Source organism: Antarcticimicrobium sp. (assembly GCF_029212575.1).
GTDB lineage: Bacteria > Pseudomonadota > Alphaproteobacteria > Rhodobacterales > Rhodobacteraceae > Antarcticimicrobium.
This window is the reverse complement of record NZ_JARGPK010000088.1, coordinates 45,026-65,486: the sequence shown is the minus strand read 5'-3', so window position 1 is coordinate 65,486 and position 20,461 is coordinate 45,026. Positions and strand designations below refer to the sequence as shown.

General features: G+C 62.6%; 21 protein-coding genes and 1 pseudogene. 11 read left to right on the top strand and 11 right to left on the bottom strand.

From position 1 onward, the window contains the following. Nucleotides 1-43 precede the first annotated feature (43 nt). The 9 genes from P1U75_RS18515 (at nt 44) to P1U75_RS18475 (ending at nt 8,837) form a co-directional block, all read left to right on the top strand. Entirely contained in the window at nt 44-1,279 is a 1,236-nt protein-coding gene (locus P1U75_RS18515; protein WP_300245932.1) for a transporter substrate-binding domain-containing protein, read from the top strand. A 72-nt stretch (nt 1,280-1,351) separates the two neighbouring features. Beyond that, nucleotides 1,352-2,221 carry an urea ABC transporter permease subunit UrtB gene (gene urtB, locus P1U75_RS18510; RefSeq protein WP_300245930.1) on the top strand — a complete coding sequence of 290 codons (870 nt, stop codon included), beginning with the start codon at nt 1,352-1,354 and terminating at the stop codon, nt 2,219-2,221. 10 nt (nt 2,222-2,231) lie between these two features. After that, a complete protein-coding gene (gene urtC, locus P1U75_RS18505) occupies nt 2,232-3,314 on the top strand; it encodes an urea ABC transporter permease subunit UrtC (RefSeq protein WP_300245928.1) in 1,083 nt (360 codons plus the stop codon). A 26-nt stretch (nt 3,315-3,340) separates the two neighbouring features. Next, nucleotides 3,341-4,069 (top strand): urea ABC transporter ATP-binding protein UrtD, encoded by a 729-nt coding sequence (gene urtD / locus P1U75_RS18500; protein ID WP_300245926.1) that lies wholly within the window; start codon nt 3,341-3,343, stop codon nt 4,067-4,069. 2 nt (nt 4,070-4,071) lie between these two features. Then, nucleotides 4,072-4,773, top strand: a complete 702-nt coding sequence (gene urtE, locus P1U75_RS18495) for an urea ABC transporter ATP-binding subunit UrtE (protein ID WP_300245924.1) — start codon at nt 4,072-4,074, stop codon at nt 4,771-4,773. Nucleotides 4,774-4,819: 46 nt separating this feature from the next. Continuing rightward, entirely contained in the window at nt 4,820-5,863 is a 1,044-nt protein-coding gene (locus P1U75_RS18490) for an aliphatic amidase (protein WP_300245922.1), read from the top strand. A gap of 67 nt (nt 5,864-5,930) precedes the next feature. Beyond that, nucleotides 5,931-7,088: an AAA family ATPase gene (locus P1U75_RS18485; RefSeq protein ID WP_300245920.1), complete on the top strand. Its 1,158-nt coding sequence runs from the start codon at nt 5,931-5,933 to the stop codon at nt 7,086-7,088. Then, complete coding sequence (locus tag P1U75_RS18480; RefSeq protein WP_300245918.1) at nt 7,085-8,245, top strand: transporter substrate-binding domain-containing protein; 1,161 nt, start codon at nt 7,085-7,087, stop codon at nt 8,243-8,245. Before P1U75_RS18485 ends, P1U75_RS18480 begins: the two co-directional genes overlap by 4 nt. Beyond that, nucleotides 8,238-8,837, top strand: a complete 600-nt coding sequence (locus tag P1U75_RS18475; protein ID WP_300245916.1) for an ANTAR domain-containing protein — start codon at nt 8,238-8,240, stop codon at nt 8,835-8,837. The genes P1U75_RS18480 and P1U75_RS18475 overlap by 8 nt, the downstream gene beginning before the upstream one ends. Nucleotides 8,838-9,032: 195 nt before the next feature. On the opposite strand, the pseudogene P1U75_RS18470 reads toward P1U75_RS18475, so the two are convergent. Both P1U75_RS18470 and zapE read right to left on the bottom strand, forming a co-directional pair. Continuing rightward, nucleotides 9,033-9,230 (bottom strand): annotated as a pseudogene (locus P1U75_RS18470) (IS3 family transposase); the annotation flags it as partial. Nucleotides 9,231-9,720: 490 nt separating this feature from the next. Next, nucleotides 9,721-10,788, bottom strand: coding sequence for a cell division protein ZapE (gene zapE / locus P1U75_RS18465; protein WP_300245913.1), 1,068 nt, complete (start codon nt 10,786-10,788; stop codon nt 9,721-9,723). Between the two features lie 153 nt (nt 10,789-10,941). Here zapE and P1U75_RS18460 point away from each other — a divergent pair, with 153 nt between their 5' ends. Then, complete coding sequence (locus P1U75_RS18460; protein WP_300245910.1) at nt 10,942-12,180, top strand: MFS transporter; 1,239 nt, start codon at nt 10,942-10,944, stop codon at nt 12,178-12,180. A gap of 64 nt (nt 12,181-12,244) precedes the next feature. Here P1U75_RS18460 and P1U75_RS18455 read toward each other — a convergent pair whose 3' ends face one another. From P1U75_RS18455 to mbfA, 6 genes are all read right to left on the bottom strand, one after another. Then, nucleotides 12,245-13,171 carry an NAD(P)-binding domain-containing protein gene (locus tag P1U75_RS18455; protein ID WP_300245907.1) on the bottom strand — a complete coding sequence of 309 codons (927 nt, stop codon included), beginning with the start codon at nt 13,169-13,171 and terminating at the stop codon, nt 12,245-12,247. Then, entirely contained in the window at nt 13,168-13,791 is a 624-nt protein-coding gene (locus P1U75_RS18450; protein WP_300245905.1) for an HAD family phosphatase, read from the bottom strand. Before P1U75_RS18450 ends, P1U75_RS18455 begins: the two co-directional genes overlap by 4 nt. Before the next feature lie 79 nt (nt 13,792-13,870). After that, the gene (locus P1U75_RS18445; RefSeq protein ID WP_300245903.1) at nt 13,871-14,329 is read right to left on the bottom strand and encodes a YaiI/YqxD family protein; all 459 of its coding nucleotides are present in this window, start codon (nt 14,327-14,329) and stop codon (nt 13,871-13,873) included. A gap of 4 nt (nt 14,330-14,333) precedes the next feature. Next, nucleotides 14,334-15,164: an S-formylglutathione hydrolase gene (fghA, locus tag P1U75_RS18440; protein WP_300245961.1), complete on the bottom strand. Its 831-nt coding sequence runs from the start codon at nt 15,162-15,164 to the stop codon at nt 14,334-14,336. Between the two features lie 106 nt (nt 15,165-15,270). Further along, nucleotides 15,271-16,200: an AEC family transporter gene (locus tag P1U75_RS18435; protein ID WP_300245901.1), complete on the bottom strand. Its 930-nt coding sequence runs from the start codon at nt 16,198-16,200 to the stop codon at nt 15,271-15,273. A gap of 40 nt (nt 16,201-16,240) precedes the next feature. After that, nucleotides 16,241-17,212, bottom strand: coding sequence for an iron exporter MbfA (gene mbfA, locus P1U75_RS18430; RefSeq protein WP_300245899.1), 972 nt, complete (start codon nt 17,210-17,212; stop codon nt 16,241-16,243). Between the two features lie 132 nt (nt 17,213-17,344). Here mbfA and P1U75_RS18425 point away from each other — a divergent pair, with 132 nt between their 5' ends. Continuing rightward, entirely contained in the window at nt 17,345-17,962 is a 618-nt protein-coding gene (locus P1U75_RS18425) for a TetR/AcrR family transcriptional regulator (protein ID WP_300245897.1), read from the top strand. A gap of 39 nt (nt 17,963-18,001) precedes the next feature. Here the strand turns inward: P1U75_RS18425 and P1U75_RS18420 are convergent, their stop codons facing one another. The 3 genes from P1U75_RS18420 to P1U75_RS18410 are packed head-to-tail and all read right to left on the bottom strand — an operon-like array spanning nt 18,002 to nt 20,458. Continuing rightward, nucleotides 18,002-18,739: an NYN domain-containing protein gene (locus tag P1U75_RS18420; protein ID WP_300245895.1), complete on the bottom strand. Its 738-nt coding sequence runs from the start codon at nt 18,737-18,739 to the stop codon at nt 18,002-18,004. A 59-nt stretch (nt 18,740-18,798) separates the two neighbouring features. Continuing rightward, nucleotides 18,799-19,290 (bottom strand): GNAT family N-acetyltransferase, encoded by a 492-nt coding sequence (locus tag P1U75_RS18415; RefSeq protein WP_300245893.1) that lies wholly within the window; start codon nt 19,288-19,290, stop codon nt 18,799-18,801. 37 nt (nt 19,291-19,327) lie between these two features. Next, nucleotides 19,328-20,458, bottom strand: coding sequence for an S-(hydroxymethyl)glutathione dehydrogenase/class III alcohol dehydrogenase (locus P1U75_RS18410; RefSeq protein ID WP_300245891.1), 1,131 nt, complete (start codon nt 20,456-20,458; stop codon nt 19,328-19,330). Nucleotides 20,459-20,461: the final 3 nt, after the last annotated feature.

The following is a 20,461-nucleotide window of genomic DNA, read 5'->3' as shown; positions in this document are numbered from 1 at the left end:
CCAAATCCAATGGCTGCTCGCATCCAACAGAGGAGAAGTCTGAATGAAACGTCGTGATTTTCTTGGGAGCCTTGGAGCCGTGGGGACAGCCGGCATGCTGTCGACACCGGCCTTGCTGTCTTCGGCCGGCCGGGCCTTTGCGCAGGGCAACGATATCCCTGTTGGCCTGCTGTTCTCGCTGACCGGCGCGGTTGCCGTTGTGGAAAGCACGCTGCATGACGCCGCGCTGATGGCCATCGAAGAGATCAACGCGTCTGGCGGGATTCACGGTCGCCAGCTGCGGCCGATCATCGAGGATCCCGCATCCGATCCGGCAACCTATGCCGACCGTGCGCGGCGCCTCATGATCCGTGACAAATGCGTCAGCGTTTTCGGATCCTACACCTCGGCGAGCCGGCAGGCTGTTCTTCCGGTCACCGAGCAGCGCAACAACCTCTACTGGTATCCGACCCTCTACGAGGGTCGCGAATGCTCGCGCAACGTCATGTACGGCGGCGCGGTCCCGAACCAGCAGCAGGATGATCTCATTCCCTGGGCGATCGAGAATTTCGGCCCCCGTTTCTACATGATCGGCAACAACTACGTCTATCCGAAAGAAGAAAACAACTACTGCAAGACGCTCCTCAAACAGTACGGCGGCGAGGTCGTGAACGAGGAATATGTGCCGCTCGGACACTCGGATTTCAGCTCCGTCATCAACCGCATCCGTTCGGAAAAACCGGATGTCATTTTCGCCACCGTCGTCGGTGATTCGGATGTGGCCTTTGCGCGTCAATACCACGCCGCCGAACTGGATCCGTCGAAAATGCCGGTGGTCAGCCTGACCCGCTCCGAGGTCGAGGTCAAAGCGATCGGCGGCGAGGCGGCGGCGGGCCATTTCTCGTCGGCCCCCTATTTCATGGGGCACGCCACCGCCGAGAACGAAAAGTTCGTCGAAGCCTACAAGTCGCGTTACGGCGCTGACCAGGTGACACATTTCGTAAGCGAGGCGGCCTATTTCCAAGTCTATCAGTTCAAGGCCGCGCTTGAGAAACTGGATCCAGCGAACATCACGCCGGAAACCATTCGCGATGCGGCGGTTGGCCTGACGCTGAACGCACCGCAGGGCGAAGTCCTGATCGACGAGAACCTGCACACGCACCTTTGGCCGAAAATCGGTCAGTGGCAGACAAACGGTCAGGCCGAGGTTCTCATCGAGTCCAAGGAACGGGTCGCGCCGAAGCCCTATGCGGCCTACCCGGGCCAGTCCTGCACCGGCCAAGGGCTGGTCAAGGCCTGAACCAATCTACCAAGCAAGAAGCAAAGCGTCCGGCCCTGAAACACGGGTCGGACCAACGGGAAAGGTGTGCCTATGGACGTGATTGCAAATCAACTGTTCGCCGGTTTGAGCATGGCTTCGATCTTGCTGATGATCGCGCTCGGACTGGCGATCATCTATGGCGCAATGGGGGTTATCAATCTGGCGCACGGCGAGTTCGTGATGCTGGGGGCCTATGCGACCTGGGCGCTGCAGACCTATGCCGGGATCGGCATTCTGCCGGCGCTGCCGCTCGTGTTCATTTCCGTGGCCGCCGTGGGCTGGATCGTTGAAAAGGTCGTCGTTCAGAACCTCTATCACCGCCCGCTGGATACCATCCTTGCCACATGGGGCATCGGGATCATCCTGCAACAGGCGGTGCGCCTGGGCGTGGGCGCTGAATCCCGTTTCGTGAAGGGGCCGGCCCTGCTCTCGGGGAACACGGAAATCGGCCCGCTGATCATGTCAAACTACAGGCTGTTCGTGATCGTTTTCTCGATGGCGGTCCTTGCCGCGACCTGGGTTCTGATGACCCGTACCGAGTTCGGGATGAAGCTGAGGGCAGTGATCCAGAACCGGGCCATTTCCGAATGCTACGGGATCGAGGCGAAACGCGTCTACTCGATCACCTTCGCATATGGCGCGGGTCTCGCAGGCATTGCCGGCGCGCTCATCACACCGCTGTTCAGCACCATTCCGACCATGGGGACCGGCCTTGTCGTCGATGCCTTTCTCGTCGTCATCGTCGGCGGCCTGGGAAGTCTGATCGGGTCGGCCGCGGCCTCGGTCCTGATCGGCGAGGCGACAGCGATCTTTTCGATCGTGATCAATGACACGCTCGGCCGCATCGCGGTTCTGGCGGGCATCATCCTTCTGATCCGCTTCCGTCCTCGCGGGCTCTTCCCGACCGAAACACGTCGCTAAGGAAACAGGCATGTCATCCAAATTCCAATACGACCTTGTTGCTCTCGTGATCTTTGCGCTGGTGGTTGCCTTCGGCGTGCCCGCCGTCATGAACTACGACGGATTCGAGCTCAACACCTTCGCGCGGTATCTCGCCCTGGCGATCGTGTCGATGGCGCTGTCGCTGTCCTGGGGAACCGCCGGACTTCTCAATCTCGGCCAGGCCGCGACCTTCGGCATGGGCTCTTATGCGATGGCGATGCACCTGAAACTGCGCGCCAGCGACGGGCTGCCCGATTTCATGGGATGGAACAATGTCGAAACCCTTCCCTGGCTGTGGGTTCCGTTCGAGTCCCTGACGTTCACCTTGCTGGCCGGGTTGCTCGTACCCGCCTTCATCGGCGGCCTGATCGCGATCTTCATGTTCCGCGCGCGCATCGCCGGTGTCTTCGTCGCCATCATCACGCTGGCCTTCCTGGTCGCCTTCCAGCTTTTGTTCATCAACCAGCAGGGGCTGACCGGCGGCCAGAACGGCCTGACCGGACTTGCTCAGATGTCCCTGTTCGGGTGGACCGTCGACCCCTACAGCATGGGTTTTTATAATCTCGTTGCGGGATGCCTCGTCGTGGCGCTGGCGTTCGGGGTCTACCTGACGCACAGCAAGTTCGGCCTGATCCTGCGGGCCATTCGCGAGGATGCCGACCGGGCCCGGTTTTTCGGCTACAACGTTGCCAGCTATCAGACGCTTGTGTTCTGCATTTCCGCGGCGCTCGCGGGGTGGGCGGGCATGCTCTACACATTGGTGCTCGAGTTCGCGTCGCCAACTTACATGAGCGTCTCCTTCAGCCTTGCGATCGTGATCTGGTGCGCGGTGGGTGGACGCGAATCCGTTATCGCGGCCGCGTTCGGGGCCATCGTGGTCAACATGCTCGAGGGGCGTTTGTCGGATGTCTTCGTCGAAGGGTGGCACCTCATACTGGGTGTGATCTTTGTTCTGGTGGTCATGTTCATGCCCCGTGGCATCTACGGCTTGCTCTCGGACAGCGTCCGGAAAATCCGCCGTATAAGGCGCACTCGCGATCAACGCGGCGTCGAAACCTTTCCGAACACGTAACGCCGTCAAAGGCAGGAGCAGAACTCATGGAACAACTGCAAGTTACGGATCTGCAAGTGGAATTCGGCGGGCTTCGTGCCGTGGATGGCCTCAGTTTCTCGGTGCAAGAGGGTGAAATCCTTTGCCTGCTTGGTCCAAATGGCGCGGGGAAGTCGACGACGCTGGACCTGATCTGCGGAAAGACGCAGCCAACCGACGGGTCCATTCAACTCAATGGTGTCGAAATTTCGCAAATGCTCGAGTTTCGCAGGGCACGGCTGGGCATTGGCCGGAAATTCCAGGTGCCCTCGGTGTACAAGAATTTGACGGTCGACGAAAACCTGTCGGTTGCCAGGTCCAGGCGACCGGGGATGTGGAACGCGCTCACCCGGCTTTCCCTGACCGACGCCCGCGAGGCCGCATCGATCCTCGACCGGGTCAATCTCGGTGCCAAGCGGCACGAAATGGCCGGAAACCTTTCACATGGCGAAACGCAGTGGCTCGAGATCGCCATGCTGATCGCGCAGGACAGCAAGTTGATCCTGATGGATGAGCCGACGGCGGGCATGACCATCCAGGAAACCGAACGCACCGCGGAAATCTTTCGATCTCTCAGCGACAACCACACGCTGATCGTGGTCGAGCACGACATGTCCTTTGTCCGCACAGTGGCCGACCGGATCATCGTGATGAACCGCGGGGCGATGCTGGCCGAAGGCACGATCGAAGAAATCGAGGCCAATGAAGACGTCAAGACAGCGTATCTGGGGCATTGAGCATGGAAAACCTGAAAGCGAGAGATCTGTATTCCTACTACGGCACAAGCCCGGTCCTTCAGGGCGTTTCCTTCGATCTCCAACAGGGCGAGTTCCTCGCGGTCCTGGGGCGCAATGGCGTCGGCAAGACGACACTGCTGAAATCGATCATGGGGTTGACCGACCGGTGCGACGGCGGTCTTGCCTTTGGTGAGCGGGAGATCCTGGGCCTTTCCACGCCGCAGCGATCGCGGCTGGGGATCGGCTATATCCCGCAGGGACGTGAAATCATCCCTCAGTTTACGGTGCGTGAAAACATCGTGATGGGAACGTTCGCCAGGACTGACGGCAGTCGGGACATCCCCGATTACCTGTTCGACATGTTCCCGATCCTCAAGGAATTCATCTCTCGCCGCGCGGGCGACTTGTCCGGTGGTCAACAACAACAACTGGCCATCGCGCGCGCGCTTGCGATGGACCCCAAGATTCTCATCCTCGACGAGCCGACGGAGGGCATTCAGCCGAACATCGTCAAGCAGATCGAGGATGCGATCGTCTGGCTCAATCAGGAACGTGGGCTGGGCATTATCCTCGTCGAGCAGAACGTGCCGTTCGCAAGATCGGCGTCGGACCGATTTCTCCTGCTCGACAAGGGGCGGGTCGTTCTGACCGGAAAATCGGATGAGCTGACTGACGACCTCGTCGAGAAACACCTGACCTTCTGACCGATCAGGACACTTCACCAATCAACCCAACGGGAAAGGAAAAGACATGAGACATGGCGATATTTCAAGCAGCGACACCACGGTTGGCGTCGCGGTCGTAAACTACAAGATGCCCCGGCTGCATACCAAGGCCGAGGTCATGGAAAACGCCGAAAAGATCGGGGACATGATCATCGGCATGAAGCAGGGGCTGCCGGGCATGGACCTGGTCGTTTTCCCCGAATACAGCACCCAGGGGATCATGTACGACGCCGACGAGATGATGGAAACGGCCGCGAATATCCCAGGCGACGAAACCGAGGTTTTTGCGCGGGCTTGCCGGAAGGCCAACACCTGGGGGGTGTTTTCCCTGACCGGTGAGCGCCACGAGGAACACCCGAAGAAGACCCCGTACAACACCCTTATCCTGATGAACAACAAGGGCGAAATCGTTCAGAAGTATCGCAAGATCCTGCCCTGGAACCCGATCGAAGGATGGTATCCCGGCGACCAGACCTATGTTGTCGAGGGGCCGAAAGGGCTCAAGGTCAGCCTCATCATCTGCGACGACGGCAACTATCCCGAGATCTGGCGCGACTGCGCCATGAAGGGGGCGGAACTCATCGTGCGCTGCCAGGGCTACATGTACCCCGCCAAGGAGCAGCAGGTCATCATGGCCAAGGCGATGGCCTGGGCGAACAACACCTATGTCGCGGTTTCCAACGCGGCCGGATTCGACGGTGTCTACAGCTACTTCGGCCATTCGGCGATCATCGGGTTCGACGGCCGCACGCTGGGCGAATGCGGCGAAGAGGAAATGGGCATCCAGTATGCCCAGCTTTCGATCCCGGAAATCCGCGACGCGCGGGCCAACGACCAGTCGCAGAACCACCTCTTCAAGCTGCTGCACCGCGGCTATACCGGCATCCACGCCTCGGGCGACGGCGACAAGGGCGTGGCGGAATGCCCGTTCGAGTTTTATCGCAACTGGGTCAACGATGCCGAGAAGACCCGAGAGCAGGTCGAATCGTTCACGCGCACGACCGTCGGCGTCGCATGCTGCCCGGTCGGAGGCCTTCCGACCGGCGCCAAGGAAAAAGAAGCCGACTGAAACGGCGCAACGGACCGGGGCGGTTGTTCGTAACCGCCCCGGCCCCCTCTCAATGGCAGGAGAATACATGCCTTTTTTGACGGATCGGATGCATGACAGGCAGCGGCAGGAGAAACTCGCCGCGGCGCTTTCTGATGAAAACTCCGGAACCGCGTCGCGGGGTGACGGCCGGGCCGGCCCTGTGCAGGCGCTTGCGTCGCGCTTTTCCTTCGACCTTCAGAGAATAGAAGACGAATTGCGTGCATCCATCATCGGGCAGGATGAGGCGATCGAGCAGGTACTGGAAATTCTCAAGGTCGTCCGGGTCGATATCGGCGATCCGCGCAAACCGCTGGCCTCGGTTCTGTTCTGCGGGCCGACCGGCGTCGGCAAGACGGAAACCGTCCGCACGATTGCGCGCGCCATGTATGGCGACGCGGATGCCTTTTGCCGGGTCGACATGAACACGCTCTCGCAGGAACACTATGCCGCCGCGATCACCGGCGCGCCGCCGGGATACGTCGGGTCCAAGGAAGGCACCACCATCCTCGATCAGGAAAAGATCGAGGGAACGCGAAACCTTCCGGGTCTGGTGCTTTTCGACGAGTTGGAAAAGGCCAGCAACGAGGTGGTCCTCGCCCTCATGAACGTGTTCGACAACGGCCTGCTCACGGTCGCGTCGGGGGAACGGACCTATTCGTTCAGGAACAGCCTGATTTTCATGTCGTCCAACCTTGGCGCGCGCGAGCTGATGATGCTGGATGAACGCGCGACGGGCGTTCGGGGGCTATTGTCCCGGATGTCGGGGGGAGGGACCAAAAAACGAAGCGAACGCGCACATGAGATTGTCATGCGGTCGCTGCTCGAACGGTTTCCGCCGGAACTGGTCAATCGAATAGATCACATTGATACATTCAACTGGATCGACAGCAGCAAGATGCCGGATCTTGTCGATGTGGAGTTGCAGCGCCTGAACCGGCGGCTTAAGAAACACGGTCTCTGGCTGGAGATGTCTTCGGATGTCAGGGACTTCATCGCATTGAAAGGGTATGATAAGCGCTTTGGGGCGCGCGGGCTGCGCCGCTCGATGCGTCGCTATCTTGAGTTTCCCCTCGCCGGCTACCTTTTGGGGGACCATGGTGATTTCTCCCCTCCGGAAGGAAGTGCCATTGTGAAACTCTCGGCTGAGTATCGAGATGATGCGGTTTCATTTCGGCAGGCTTCGGAAAAAGGAAAAGATCTTTGAAGAGTTGGAAAATCGGCCTGCTTTTCTCGGAAACCGGGGTGACGTCGATCATCGAGCGGTCGCAGTTGAACGGGGCATTGTTGGCCATTGACCAGATCAACGCGAAAGGCGGGGTGCGCGGGATTCCGATCCAACCGGTGTCTTACGATCCGGCGTCGGTGACACGGAAATACGGGGAACTGGCCGAGAAAATGATTGTCGAAGACAAGATCGGCGTGATTTTCGGGTGCTACATGTCTTCCTCGCGCAAAGAGGTGCTCCCGGTGGTTGAGCGCCGCAATGCCCTGTTCTTCTATCCCACCCTCTATGAGGGGTTCGAGTATTCCCCCAACGTCATCTATGGCGGTGCGTGCCCGAACCAGAACAGCGTGCCGCTGGCGAACTATCTCATGAATACCTACGGCAACCGGTTCTATTTCGTCGGCTCCGACTACATCTACCCCAGAGAGTCCAACCGCGTGATGCGCAACGTGCTGCGCCAGGGCGGCGGCGAAGTGCTGGGCGAGGTCTATTTCGACCTCGAGGCCAGACAGGCGGATTTCTCGGAGGTGATCGATGACATCATGGACAAAAAGCCGGACGTGATTTTTTCCACGGTTGTCGGACAGGGATGTATCGAGTTTTATAAGGCCTACCACACCGCAGGTGGGGACGGGCGGACGTGCCCCATTGCCAGCCTTACGATGAACGAAGGGGAGATAGAAGCCATCGGTTGTGAAGCTTCTGCGGGTCACATTACAGCCGCGCCCTATTTCCGCGCGATCAACTCGCCTGCGAACCGTAGTTTTCTCAAAGCATACCGGGCAAAGTTCGGTTCGACCGTCGATGTGACAAGCGGGTGCGAGGCGGCGTACAGTCAGGTCCATCTGTTTGCCGCCGCGCTGGAGGAAACCGGGGAGATCGACACCGAGTCTCTGCGTGAGGTCTTGCTGGGCGCCAGCTTTGACGCGCCCCAGGGGCTGATCAAGATCGACCCGGACAACAACCATACCTATCTTCGGTCGTGCATTGCCAAGGTGAATGAGGCAGGGGAGTTTGTCATACAGGCCAAGGTGCGCCGCGCCATCAAGCCGGATCCCTACCTGGTCTTTCCCACCATTCACGATTGGAGTTTCCGCACACTCAAGGTGGTTGGAGGTGGACGCAAGAATGAGTGATCCGATTCAGGATCTTCGCGACCTCCATGCGCTGGTTGTCCACCCGCGGGACAGGAGTGCTGACGAACTCTTGCAACAGGTGAACCGGATTGGCTGCCATTTTGATCACATGTGGCCGTTGCCCAGAACCCTGCCTGACAAATTCGATCTGGTTTTCCTGGATGTCACGGATCAAAGCGCCCAACGCCTGACCTCTTTCCTCAACAGCAACGAGAAGGCGCCGACGATCATCGCGATCATTGGTTATGAAAACCCGTCTGTTCTGGATGTGATTTTCGAGATCGGTGCCCACGCGGTCCTTACAAAGCCGGTGCGCGCCGCCGGGGTCCTCAGCAGCATGCTGATGGCCCGCCGGTACCAGCAAGAGCAGTTTCGCTTCAAGAAAGAGTTGAAGAAGGTCCGCGAGAAACTCGACAACGTGCAAAAGGTGAACGACGCTAAATTCATCCTGATGCGACATCGCGGAATTACCGAACGCGACGCCTACGACCTGATCCGCAAGCAGGCGATGACGAAGAGAACGACAACGACTGAAATCGCGCAGTCCATAATCAATGCCGAGAGCATTCTTAGCAAAATGGGCGACGCATAGTGGGTTTGTGAAACGTTTCGGCAGGTCAGGACATGACGACCGCCTGATCGCGGCTTGCCGTCGGTTGGGGCGCGTCCCGAGGTGACGTGCTCCCCGTAGAGTCCGCGTTTGTTAGTTCGCTCTGTTCAGGGTTTGGTCCGCTACTGACCGCTGGGGTGAATCGCCCCGGTTTTGCCGGAGACCTATAGCTTCATTTCACGCTACCATATTGAGCAGGTCGCGCTGCGCATAGAAGTTCTCTTCAGCCTCAGCTGCCGGTATGTTTCCGATGGGCCCGAGCAGGCACCGGATGTTGAACCAGTCGACCCATCCGAGGGTGGCCATTTCCAGGTCCTGCATGTTGCGCCACTGGCCCTGACGATGGACCGGCTCGGCCTTGTTGAGACCGTTGACACCGGAGCCTTGCGTTGTGTCATCGCGATGGCCAAGCTCGACCAGAAGCTGATCTGGCGATCGAGCGAACTGACGCTGTAGATCTTCCCCGGCGTTGTTAATGGCATGAATGCCATCGACAAAGCATCGCCATAGACACCGACGGTACTGTACTACGTCGGAATCCGCGCATGTGATCTTCCGGTTCTGGGGTAACCGGATCCAGTCTCTGAGTGGGCCAATGAAAGCCACCGCTTTCAATGTGGCGTGCGCTCCGTCGGTGGCCAGAGCGATAGCGCCCCTTGAGTTGTCGGAAACCGCCATGGTCAGTCTCCTCCGATGGTCAGCCACTCCGTTTTTCACCTCTCTGCTAAGCGCGCCATCTATCGACTTATCCTGCATGGGTGCAGGATAGCGAAAACCGGCGGTCAGGGATTCCGGTTTCTTGGTGCGTTTGATACATAAGGCCGAGTATTGCCGGCCAGAAAAAGAGCGGGCGCGGGATCGGGGATCAGCCTGCGTCCTGGCCCCAGTCCTTGCCCTGCATCTCGCGCAAGCGGCTGGCGGTGCGTTCGAACTCGAACACGCCCTCGCCCTCGACATAGAGCATTTCCGGTTCGGCAGCGGCCGAGCAGACCAGCCGCACCCTTGCCTCGTAGAGCGCGTCGATCAGGGTGACGAAGCGTTTGGCTTCGTTGAAATTGTTGCGCGACAGGCGCGGGACATCCTCGAGGATCAGCACCCGCACCGCCCCGGCGATGGCGAGGTAGTCGGCCGGGCCGAGGTAATGGCCGCACAGGTCATAAAAGCTCGCCCGCGCCACCCCGTTTCGATACTCGGGCAGCACCACGCGGCGGCCCTTGACCTCCAGCGCCAGTTCGGCGCCGGGACCGCCCGCGAAATCCGTCCAGACCGCGCGGATCGCCGCGCGTGCCTCGGGGCCGATCGGGGTGAAATAGACCGGCGCCCCCTCCAGCCGGTTCTGGCGGTAATCGTTCGGACTGGCCAGTTCGCGCACCTCCATCCGCTGCTTGATCAGCTGGATGAAGGGCAGGAACAATTGCCGGTTCAGCCCGTCCTTGTAAAGGTCGTCGGGGATCCGGTTGGAGGTGGTCACCACCACCACGCCGGCCTCGAACAGCGCCTCGAACAGGCGCCCCACGATCATCGCGTCGGTGATGTCGGTGATCTGCATCTCGTCAAAGGCCAGCACCCTGACGCTGTTGATCACCGCCTGCGCGGCGGGGGCAAGCGCGTCCTCAACCCCCTGCTTTCGCGCCTTGTGCATCGCCCCGTGGATTTCCTGCATGAAGGCGTGGAAATGCACCCGCCGCACCGCCGCGCCCTCCAGCGCATCGACGAAAAGATCCATCAGCATCGACTTGCCGCGCCCGACCCCGCCCCAAAGGTAGAGCCCCTTCGGCGGTGGCGGCGGTTTGCGAAAGAGACCCCGCTTGGCCGGTTGCGCGATGGCGGCGCGGATGCGCTCCAACTCGGGCAGGACAGCCTCCTGCGCGGGATCGTGGTGCAGAATGCCCTGCGCGATCCGGTCGTTGTAAAGGGAAATCACATCGGCCATGGGCGCAGCCATAGCGTGCGGCGGCGGGGTTGAAAAGCAGGGTACATGGGGGGCGAATACATCAATGTTCCTGACGTAACGTCCATCAATTCCTGATTTGACGCCCCCACCCCCCTGCGTAAGTGTGACGCACCCTGCCCACGGAGCCTGTCCATGACCCGCCCTTCCGCCTCGCTGACCCCGGTTCTGGTTGTCGGTTGCATCATCATCATGGTCAGTTTCGCGATCCGCGCCTCTTTCGGGGTGTTCCAGCTCCCCGTGGCGGGGGAATTCGGCTGGGCCCGGTCCGAGTTCTCGATGGCCATCGCGATCCAGAACCTGGCCTGGGGCATCGGTCAGCCGATCTTCGGAGCCATCGCCGAAAAGATCGGCGACCGCAGGGCCATCGTGATGGGGGCGCTCACCTATGCGGCGGGGATGGTTCTGACCGCCTGGTCGACCACTCCGATGGAGATGCAGCTCTATGCCTGGCTGGTGGGCTTCGGCATTGCCGGCACCGGCTTCGGCGTGATCCTGGCGGTGGTCGGGCGGGCCGCCTCGGACGAGAAACGCTCGATGGCGCTGGCGATCACCACCGCCGCCGGAAGCCTCGGCCAGATGGTCGGCGCGCCGGTGGCCGAAGGGCTGATGAGTTTCCTGAGCTGGCAGAGCACCTTCCTCGTCTTCGCGGTGGCGATCCTTTCGCTGGTGCTGACCCTGCCGCTGATGCGCGTGCCGGCCCCCGCCAGCCGGGCGGACCTGGAGGAAACGATGGGGGCGATCCTGGTCAAGGCGCTCCGCGATCCCTCTTATACGCTGATCTTCCTCGGCTTTTTCAGTTGCGGTTATCAACTGGCCTTCATCACCGCGCATTTCCCCGCCTTCGTGACCGAGATGTGCGGCCCGATCCAGCCCGGCAGCCTGTTGCACGGGATCGGCATCACCACCACCTCGGCGCTGGGGGCGGTGTCCATCGCGCTGATCGGGGCGGCCAATATCGGCGGCACGCTGATGGCCGGATGGGCGGGCAAGTATTATTCCCGGAAATATCTGCTGGCGGGCATCTATGCCGGCCGCACGGTGGTTGCCGCCGCCTTCATCCTGGCGCCGATCACCCCGGCTTCGGTGCTGATCTTTTCGGTGACGATGGGGGCGTTGTGGCTGGCGACCGTGCCGCTGACCAGCGGGCTGGTCGCGCATATCTACGGGCTGCGCTACATGGGCACGCTTTACGGCATCGTCTTTCTCAGCCACCAGATCGGCGGGTTCCTGGGGGTCTGGCTGGGCGGGCGGATGTACGACGCCTTTGGCGATTACACCGTCGTGTGGTGGATCGGCGTCGGCGTGGGGGCGTTCAGCGCCATTGTCCACCTGCCGGTGCGCGAACGCCCGCTGGGCGCCCGGCTGGCGTAGGGCGGGCTTCAGCCCGCCATTGTTAAGGTTTGGTTGGCGGGCTTCAGCCCGCCCTACGGCTTACTTACGTCTGCGCCGCTTCCCAGCGATCGAGGATATAGCGGCTGGTCATCAGGTCCAGATGCGCGCCGCCGCCGTTCTTGAACAGGGTGATATCGTCAGCACCGCCCTGCTCAAAGGCGTCGAGTTGGTAGAAATCGGCAAGGATGTCCGCCTCGGTGATCACACCCCGGTCCAGCGGGATCTGGATCTCGCCGATATGGCCGATGGTGGTGTCGCGGCTGTCGACATAGATCTTCGCCCGTTGCAGCGCCACGTCATCGGCCTCGCGCATGTCGGGGCGATAGGCGCCGATCAGGTTGATGTGCTGGCCCGGGTGCAGCCAGTCGCCCTTGATCAGCGGCTCCGAGGACATGGTGGCGCTGACCACGATATCGGCCTGCCGTACCGCCGCCTCCAGGTCGGGGGCGACATCGACGCTGCCGATCTCACGCGCCAGCGCCTCGGCCTTGGCCACGGTCCGGTTCCAGAGCGAAATCCGCGCCTCGGGAAAGGCCTCGGCGAAGGCCTCGCAGAGCGATCGGCCAACGGTGCCGGCGCCGGCGATCACGATCCGCGCGCTGTCGGGGCGGGCCAGGCGGCGGGCCGCCAGCAGGCTGTCGCCGGCGGTCTTCCACTTGGTCACTAGGTGGAAATCCACCAGCGCCTCCAGCGTGCCGTCTAGGTCGGAATAAAGGCTCACCCCGCCGTTGACCATCGGCACCCCGTGCTCGGGGTTGCGCGGAAACACCGTGGCGGTCTTGACCAGGCTGCCCAGCCCGTCGATCCATGCGGCGCGGTTCAGCAGCGTATCGGGATCGCGGTAGAGAAAGCTGTCGGCGATCTCGGCGCGGGGCAGGTCATGACCGTCGGCCAGCGCCTCGGTCAGGTCCAGCCAGTCGAGCAGCTTTTCGCCCGCGTCGAAGGGGATGATGGGTATGGTCGTGCTCATGTCGCGTCCTCCTTGGTCAGCAGGCCGGCGGCGACCAGCCGGTCGGCCCAACCCTGCGGGCCGGTGAACAGATGGGTTTGCCAGCCCCGGCTGGCGGCCATGTCGATATTGTCGGGCCGGTCGTCGGTAAAGATCAACGCGCCGGGCGCGATGCCGCAATCCGCCTCGACCATCTCGTAGATGCGCGGCTCGGGCTTGATCGTCTTCATGTGGCCGGACACATAGGCGCGGTCGAATTCCGACAGGAACGGGTAATGCGGCGCCGCAATGTCGTCAAAGGTCTGCACGCCGAAATTGGTCAGCGCGAAGACCGGCACGCCCCGGGCCCGCAGCGCCCGCAGCAGGCGGACCGAATGCGGGATCTCGGGCGCGGCCATCTCCAGCCAGCGGTCATGCCACATGCGGATCTCTTCGCGCCATTCGGGATAGCGCTCGGCGGTGGCTAAGACGACTTGGGTAAAATTGCCGCCGCGGTCAACCTCGTCGTTCATCCCGTGCAGATCGACCTTGGAGAACATGGCGCGGCGGCGCGCCTCGCCGATCTCGGCGTCGTAAAACCGTTCCGGCTGCCATTCGATCAGGACGTTGCCGATGTCGAAAATCACCGCCTGTGGTTGCATGGTGCTGCCTTTCGTTGCCTCGAATTGACGCCTGTTCTGACAGGTCGTCGTAACCGGAACGCGGCCCCGGTCCGCCGCCTTACCCGGCCCGCGCCGCCGCCCGGATCTCGCGTTCCAGCGCCTCCAGAAAACGGGAGCGGTCGGCCTTTGTAAAGCCGCGTCCGCCGCCACCCGCGCCCAGCGGATTTGCCGCGCGCAGATCCGCCATCAGATCGCGCATCGCCAGTTGCTGGCCGATGTTGGCCTCGGTAAAGGCCTCGCCGTTGTGGCGCAGCACCCGCGCCCCGGCCTCGACGCATTTCGCGGCCAGCGGGATGTCCCCGGTCACCACCACGTCGCCCGGCCCGCAACGTTCCGCGATCCATTTGTCGGCCTCATCCGCGCCCTCGGCGACGATGACGTTCTCGACCAGCGGGTTGGCCGAGGGGCGCAGCCCGCCGTTGGAGACCACGTACATGGTGATCCGGTGTCGCGTTGCCACGCGTTCGGCCTCCGCCTTCACCGGGCAGGCATCCGCATCGATGTAGAGCGCGCCCATCGTCTCAGCGCCAGAGCGCGTCGGCGTGGAAGGCGACGTGATCCTCCATGAAGGAGGAGACGAAGAAATAGCTGTGATCGTAGCCTTTCTGCATGCGGAAGGTCGCCTCTTGTCGGTGCCCGGCAATGGCCTGCGCCAGCGCCTCGGGTTTCAGCAGGTCGAGGAACTGGTCATTCGCGCCCTGGTCGATCAGGATCGGCCCGTCGAAGCCGCCCGCGCGCATCATCAGGGTGGCATCGTGACGCGCCCAGGCCGCCTCGTCCTCGCCCAGATAGGCGGTCAGCTGCTTGCGGCCCCAGTCGCTGGCGGTGGGGTTGGCGATCGGCGCAAAGGCCGAGACCGAGCGAAACCGCCCCGGCAGGTTCATCGCCAGCGTCAGCGCGCCGTGCCCGCCCATCGAATGCCCGGTGACCGCCTGCCGCTCCGGGTCGATGGCAAAATCGGCGTCGATCACCCGCGGCAGTTCTTCGGCGATGTAATCCCACATGCGGAAATGCGGCGCCCAGGGGCCTTCGGTCGCGTTCACGTAGAACCCCGCGCCCTGGCCCAGGTCATAGGCCTCGTCATCGGCCACGCCCGGCCCCCGCGGGGAGGTGTCGGGAAACACCAGCGCGATCCCGTGCTCGGCCGCCCAGACCTGCGCGCCGGCCTTGGTCATGGCGTTCTCATGGGTGCAGGTCAGCCCCGAGAGATACCACAGCACCGGCACCGGCCCGTCGTTCGCCTCTTCCGGCAGGAACAGGCCAAAGGTCATGTCGCATTGGCAGGTGTCGGAGGCGTGCCTGTACACGCCTTGCACGCCGCCGAAGGCGGCATTCTCGGACAGGGTTTCCATCATCGCGCACTCCTGTTTCGGTTTGTTTCTGGCTACCGGGTCGGCGCGGCGTGGTAAAGGGCGGGTGCCTCCGGCGGGAGTATTTGACAACGAGAAGAAGGGCTGGTCAGGGCTCCGTGACCCAGGCGATCACCACCGGCACCGTCAGGATGCTGGCCACGGTCGAGAACAGGATCGCCGCCGAGGCCCGGTGCGGCGCCACCCCGTAGTGCTGTGCCAGCATATAGACATTGCCGGCCACCGGCAGCGACGCGGCGGCGATCACGACGCTGGCCGAAAACCGGTCGAGCGGGAACAGAACCAGCACCGCCAGCGCCACGAAGGCCGGGTGCAGCACAAGTTTCGAGACCGACAGCCAGGCGGCGACCTGCACCCGCTCGGCCGATTTCCCGGCCAGCGAGGCGCCGATGGCAAAGAGCGCGCCGGGCGTGGCCGCCCCGCCGAGAATGGTCAGAAACTCGTTCATCGGCCCGGGCACCGGCAGCGACAACGCCGACCAGGTCATGCCCAGCACGATCGACATGATCATCGGGTTGCGCAGCAGCCCGAGCCCCATCAACCGCAGCGTCGAGAGTTTCAGCCGCCCGTCGCGCCCGCCGTTGATCAGCATCACGATCAGCGAGGAAAACACCACAAGATCGGTCGTCAGCACCAGCATCACCGGCCCGATCGCGGCCTCGCCGAACAGCAGCACCAGCATCGGCAGGCCGAGGAACCCCACGTTGCCGATCACCGCGCATTGCGCCTCGATCGCGGCGGTGGGCACATCGACCCCGCGCAGGAAGGCAACCGCGGTGGCGATGCCGTAGACAAAGGCGGTGCCCCAGAGATATCCCACCACGAGCTTTCCGTTGAACACCTCCGACAGGGGCAGGTTCGCGGCAAAGCGGAAGATCATCGCAGACAGGGCGAAATAGAAGATGAACTTCGTCAGATAGGCGGTAGCCTCCTGACTGAAGAACCGGCTGCGCCCGGCCCAGTAGCCAAGACCGATGATGGCGAAAAACGGCAGGGTCCTGAGGAAGATCTCGATCATGCTGTATCGGTATCCGCAGGCGCGGCCCCCCGCAAGCGGCCTAGCCGCTGCCGATCAGGATCCCGGCCGCCAGCACCAGCGCGCCGCCCAGAACAACCTGGAAGGCCGCCCGGAAAAACGGCGTTTCCATATAGCGGTTCTGGATCCAGGCGATCGCCCAAAGCTCGAAGAAGACGACGATCATCGCCACAACAGTGGCGGTCCAGAAATCCGGGATCAGGTAGGGCAGGGCATGACCCAGCCCGCCCAGCGTGGTCATCACCCCCGAGGCGATCCCGCGCTTCATCGGCGAGCCGCGTCCGGAAATCTCGCCATCGTCCGAGGCGGCCTCGGTAAAGCCCATGGAGATGCCGGCCCCGACCGAGGCGGCGACACCGACAAGGAAGGTGGTCCAGGAGTCCTGGGTGGCAAAGGCGGTGGCAAAGATCGGCGCCAGGGTGGAAACCGACCCGTCCATCAGCCCGGCCAGCCCCGGCTGCACCCAGGTCAGCACGAACTGGCGATGCGCGGTCGCCTCTTCGGTGTCGCGGCTGTCGCTGTCCAGATGCGTTTCGCTCAACTGATGCGCGGTGTACTGATGCCCGGCCTCGGCAGCGGCCAGATCGCCCAACAGCTTGCGCGTGGCGGCGTCGCTGCTGCGCTTGGCTGCGGCGAGGTAAAAGCGCTCGGCGTCGCGCTCCATCATCCCGGCCTCCTCACGGATCCGTTCGATCCCGAGGTTTTCCACCAGCCAGACGGGGCGGCGCGCGTAATAGCCCGCCACATGTTCACGCCGGATCAGCGGAATGGTTTCGCCGAACCGCCGTTTGTGCGCCTCGATCAGCCGGGCGCGATGCTCGTCCTCTTCCTCGGCCATGCCGTCGAACATCTTGGCAGTGGCCGGGTAATCGGCGCGCAAACGCTCGGAATAGCCGCGATAGATCTGTGCGTCGTCCTCTTCCGAGGAGATCGCCAGGGCGAGGATTTCCTGTTCGCTCAGATCGCGGAACCGCTTGCGCGCGAAGAATTGCATGGTGCTGCCTCATTTTAGATTCGTTCTAGGTATTCGGGTCATCCGATATATTCAAGGGTCCGCAGGCGTCTTGCTGTTGCAACTGAACCAACCGGTTTATATCACGGAACCAAGCGCCAGCCGGAGGGATCTATGGGCGAAGCTTCGGATATTGTCAGGACCGGACGCAAGTTCGATCAGGTGCTGGCCGGCGCGCGCCGGGTATTTCTGGCTGATGGATTCGAGGGGGCCAGCGTGGATGACATCGCACGGGCCGCCGGCGTGTCCAAGGCCACGCTCTACAGCTATTTTCCGGACAAGCGGATGCTGTTCATGGAGGTGGCCAACAGCGAATGCGGCCTGATGGCCGAGCGGGCCTCGGCGCATATCGACGGATCCTTTCCCGTGCGCGAGGTGCTGACCGTCACCGGACGGCATATCCTGACCTTTCTTCTGTCCGAGTTTTCGCAGCGGATCTTTCGCATCTGCGTGGCCGAACGCGAACGTTTCCCCGAACTGGGCCGCGCCTATTACGCCAGCGGCCCGGCGATGGGCCGGGACCGGATCAGCGAATACCTGACCTGCGCGGTGGCGCGCGGCGAGCTGGTGATCGAGGACATTCCGATGGCGGCCGAGCAATATCTGGAAATGTGCAAGGCCAAGCTGTGGACCCGCGCGGCCTTTGGCATCCAGACCGAATTCTCCGAGGAAGAGAAAGAGGATGTGGTGCGCCACGCGGTCGACATGTTCCTGGCCCGCTACGGTGCCTGAACCGTTGCGGGCGCGATCGGCGTCAGTCGATATCCGCGCTCAGTCGACCCGCCGTACCAGCAACTGGTTGCCGTCGCCGACCTTGGTCTCGAAGCGCTTGAGCTCCTTGACCAGATCGCTCAGCTTCTTCTTGCCATAGCTGCGGGTGTCGAAATCAGGGTTGGAGGCGGTGATGAACTGGCCGATCTGGCCCAGCGAATACCATTCGTCCTCCTGGTCGATGGCGTCCATGGCACGGATCACCAGCTTGTTCGGATCTTCCAGTTCCGCCGGCGCCTCGCTGTTTTCCACGGGCTTGGCCGGGGTCCTGGTTTTGGGTTTCTGCGGCTCCTGCATCAGGTTCTCGACATAGATGAACCGCTTGCAGGCCTTGACGAAGGCCGCCGGTGTCTTGCGCATGCCCATGCCGTAGACATCCAGCCCCTGTTCGCGGATGCGGCTGGCCAGCCGGGTGAAATCGCTGTCCGACGAGATCAGCACGAAACCGTCGAACCGGCCCGAGTGCAGGATGTCCATCGCGTCGATCACCAGCGCGATGTCGCTGGCGTTCTTGCCAGTGGTATTGGCGAACTGCTGGTGCGGGATGATCGCCAGCGCCGCGATCTTGTCCTTGGACCAGCCCTGCGGCGCGCCGCCGGAGAAATCGCCGTAGATGCGCCGGATGCTGGCCTCTCCGAACGAGGCGATCTCCTCGAAGATGGCCTCGGCGTATTTGGCCGAGATGTTGTCGGCGTCGATCAGCACCGCGAGCAGCGGTGTATTCGGTTTTTCAGCCATAGGCGAAACTCCCCAATTCGGGATTGAAATTGTACGATCCGGCGCGCCGGTGCAATGGCTCAGAGTGGACGGAACATCACCAGCGCGTCGACATAGCCCTGCGCCGGGTGACGATAGGCGCCGGGCAGGCGACCGACGATGTCGAACCCGGCACGTTGCCAGATGTCGATGGCCCGGGTGTTGGTCGCGATCACGAAATTGTACTGCATGGCGCGGAACCCGACCTCGCGCGCCCGGTCGAGCGACTCGGCCAGCATGGCGCGCGCGATGCCCTTGCCCTGTGCCGTGCGCGCGGTGACATAGCCGCAGTTGCAGACATGATCGCCCCCGCCCATGGCATTGGGCTTCAGGTAATAGGTGCCCAGAGGTGCGCCCTCGGCCTCGGCCAGCAGGACGGTGTTGGCGGGCGCGAACCAATAGGTAAGCGCCGCCGCGCGCGTCATGTCGCGCGGCAGCGCATAGGTGTCGCCGCCCCGGATCACCGGTTCCAGCATCGCCCAGATCGCATCGTCATCGGCCCGTGTGGCGGGCCGGATGGTCACGTTGTTCATTGCTCGCCTTCCTGCAACCGGTCGATGCGATCCCGCCTCAGTATTCCACGACGGCGCGGATCGACTTGCCCTCGTGCATGAGGTCAAAGCCGGTGTTGATCTCGTCGAGGCTCAGCTTGTGGGTGATCATCGGGTCGATCTCGATCTTGCCGTCCATGTACCAGTCGACGAACCTCGGCACATCCGTCCGCCCCTTGGCGCCGCCGAAGGCGGTGCCCTTCCAGACCCGGCCGGTGACCAGCTGGAACGGGCGGGTGGAGATCTCGGCCCCCGAGGGCGCCACCCCGATCACCACCGACACGCCCCAGCCCCGGTGCGAGCATTCCAGCGCGCCGCGCATCACCTGCACGTTGCCGGTGGCGTCGAAGGAGTAATCGACGCCGCCGATCCGGTCTTTCTCGGTCTTGGTCAGCTCGACGATTTCCTGCACCACCGGGCGCTGCGCCTTCATCGGATTGATGAAATGGGTCATGCCGAATTTCTTCGCCATCACCGCCTTGTCGTCGTTCAGATCGACCCCGATGATCATGTCGCAACCGGCCATGCGCAGGCCCTGGATCACGTTGAGGCCGATGCCGCCAAGGCCAAAGACCGCCGCCGTCGCGCCGATCTCGACCCCGGCTGTATTGATCACCGCACCGATGCCGGTGGTGACGCCGCAGCCGATGTAGCAGATCTTGTCGAAGGGGGCGTCCTCGCGCACCTTGGCCAGCGCAATCTCGGGCATCACCGTGTGATTGGCGAAGGTCGAGCAGCCCATGTAGTGATGGATCGGCGTGCCATCCAGCATTGAGAACCGGGTGGTGCCGTCGGGCATCAATCCCTGGCCTTGCGTGTTGCGGATCGCGGTGCACAGGTTGGTCTTGCCCGACAGGCAGGACGCGCATTCGCGGCATTCCGGTGTGTAGAGCGGGATCACGTGATCGCCGGGCTTGAGCGTGGTCACACCCTCGCCCACCTCGAGCACGACGCCGGCGCCCTCGTGGCCGAGGATGGCGGGAAAGATCCCCTCCGGGTCGGCGCCGGAGCGGGTGAACTCGTCGGTATGACAGATGCCGGTCGCCTTGATCTCCACCAGAACCTCGCCCGCCTTCGGGCCGTCCAGGTTCACCTCCATGATTTCAAGCGGTTTTCCGGCCTCAAGGGCCACGGCGGCACGGGTGCGCATGGT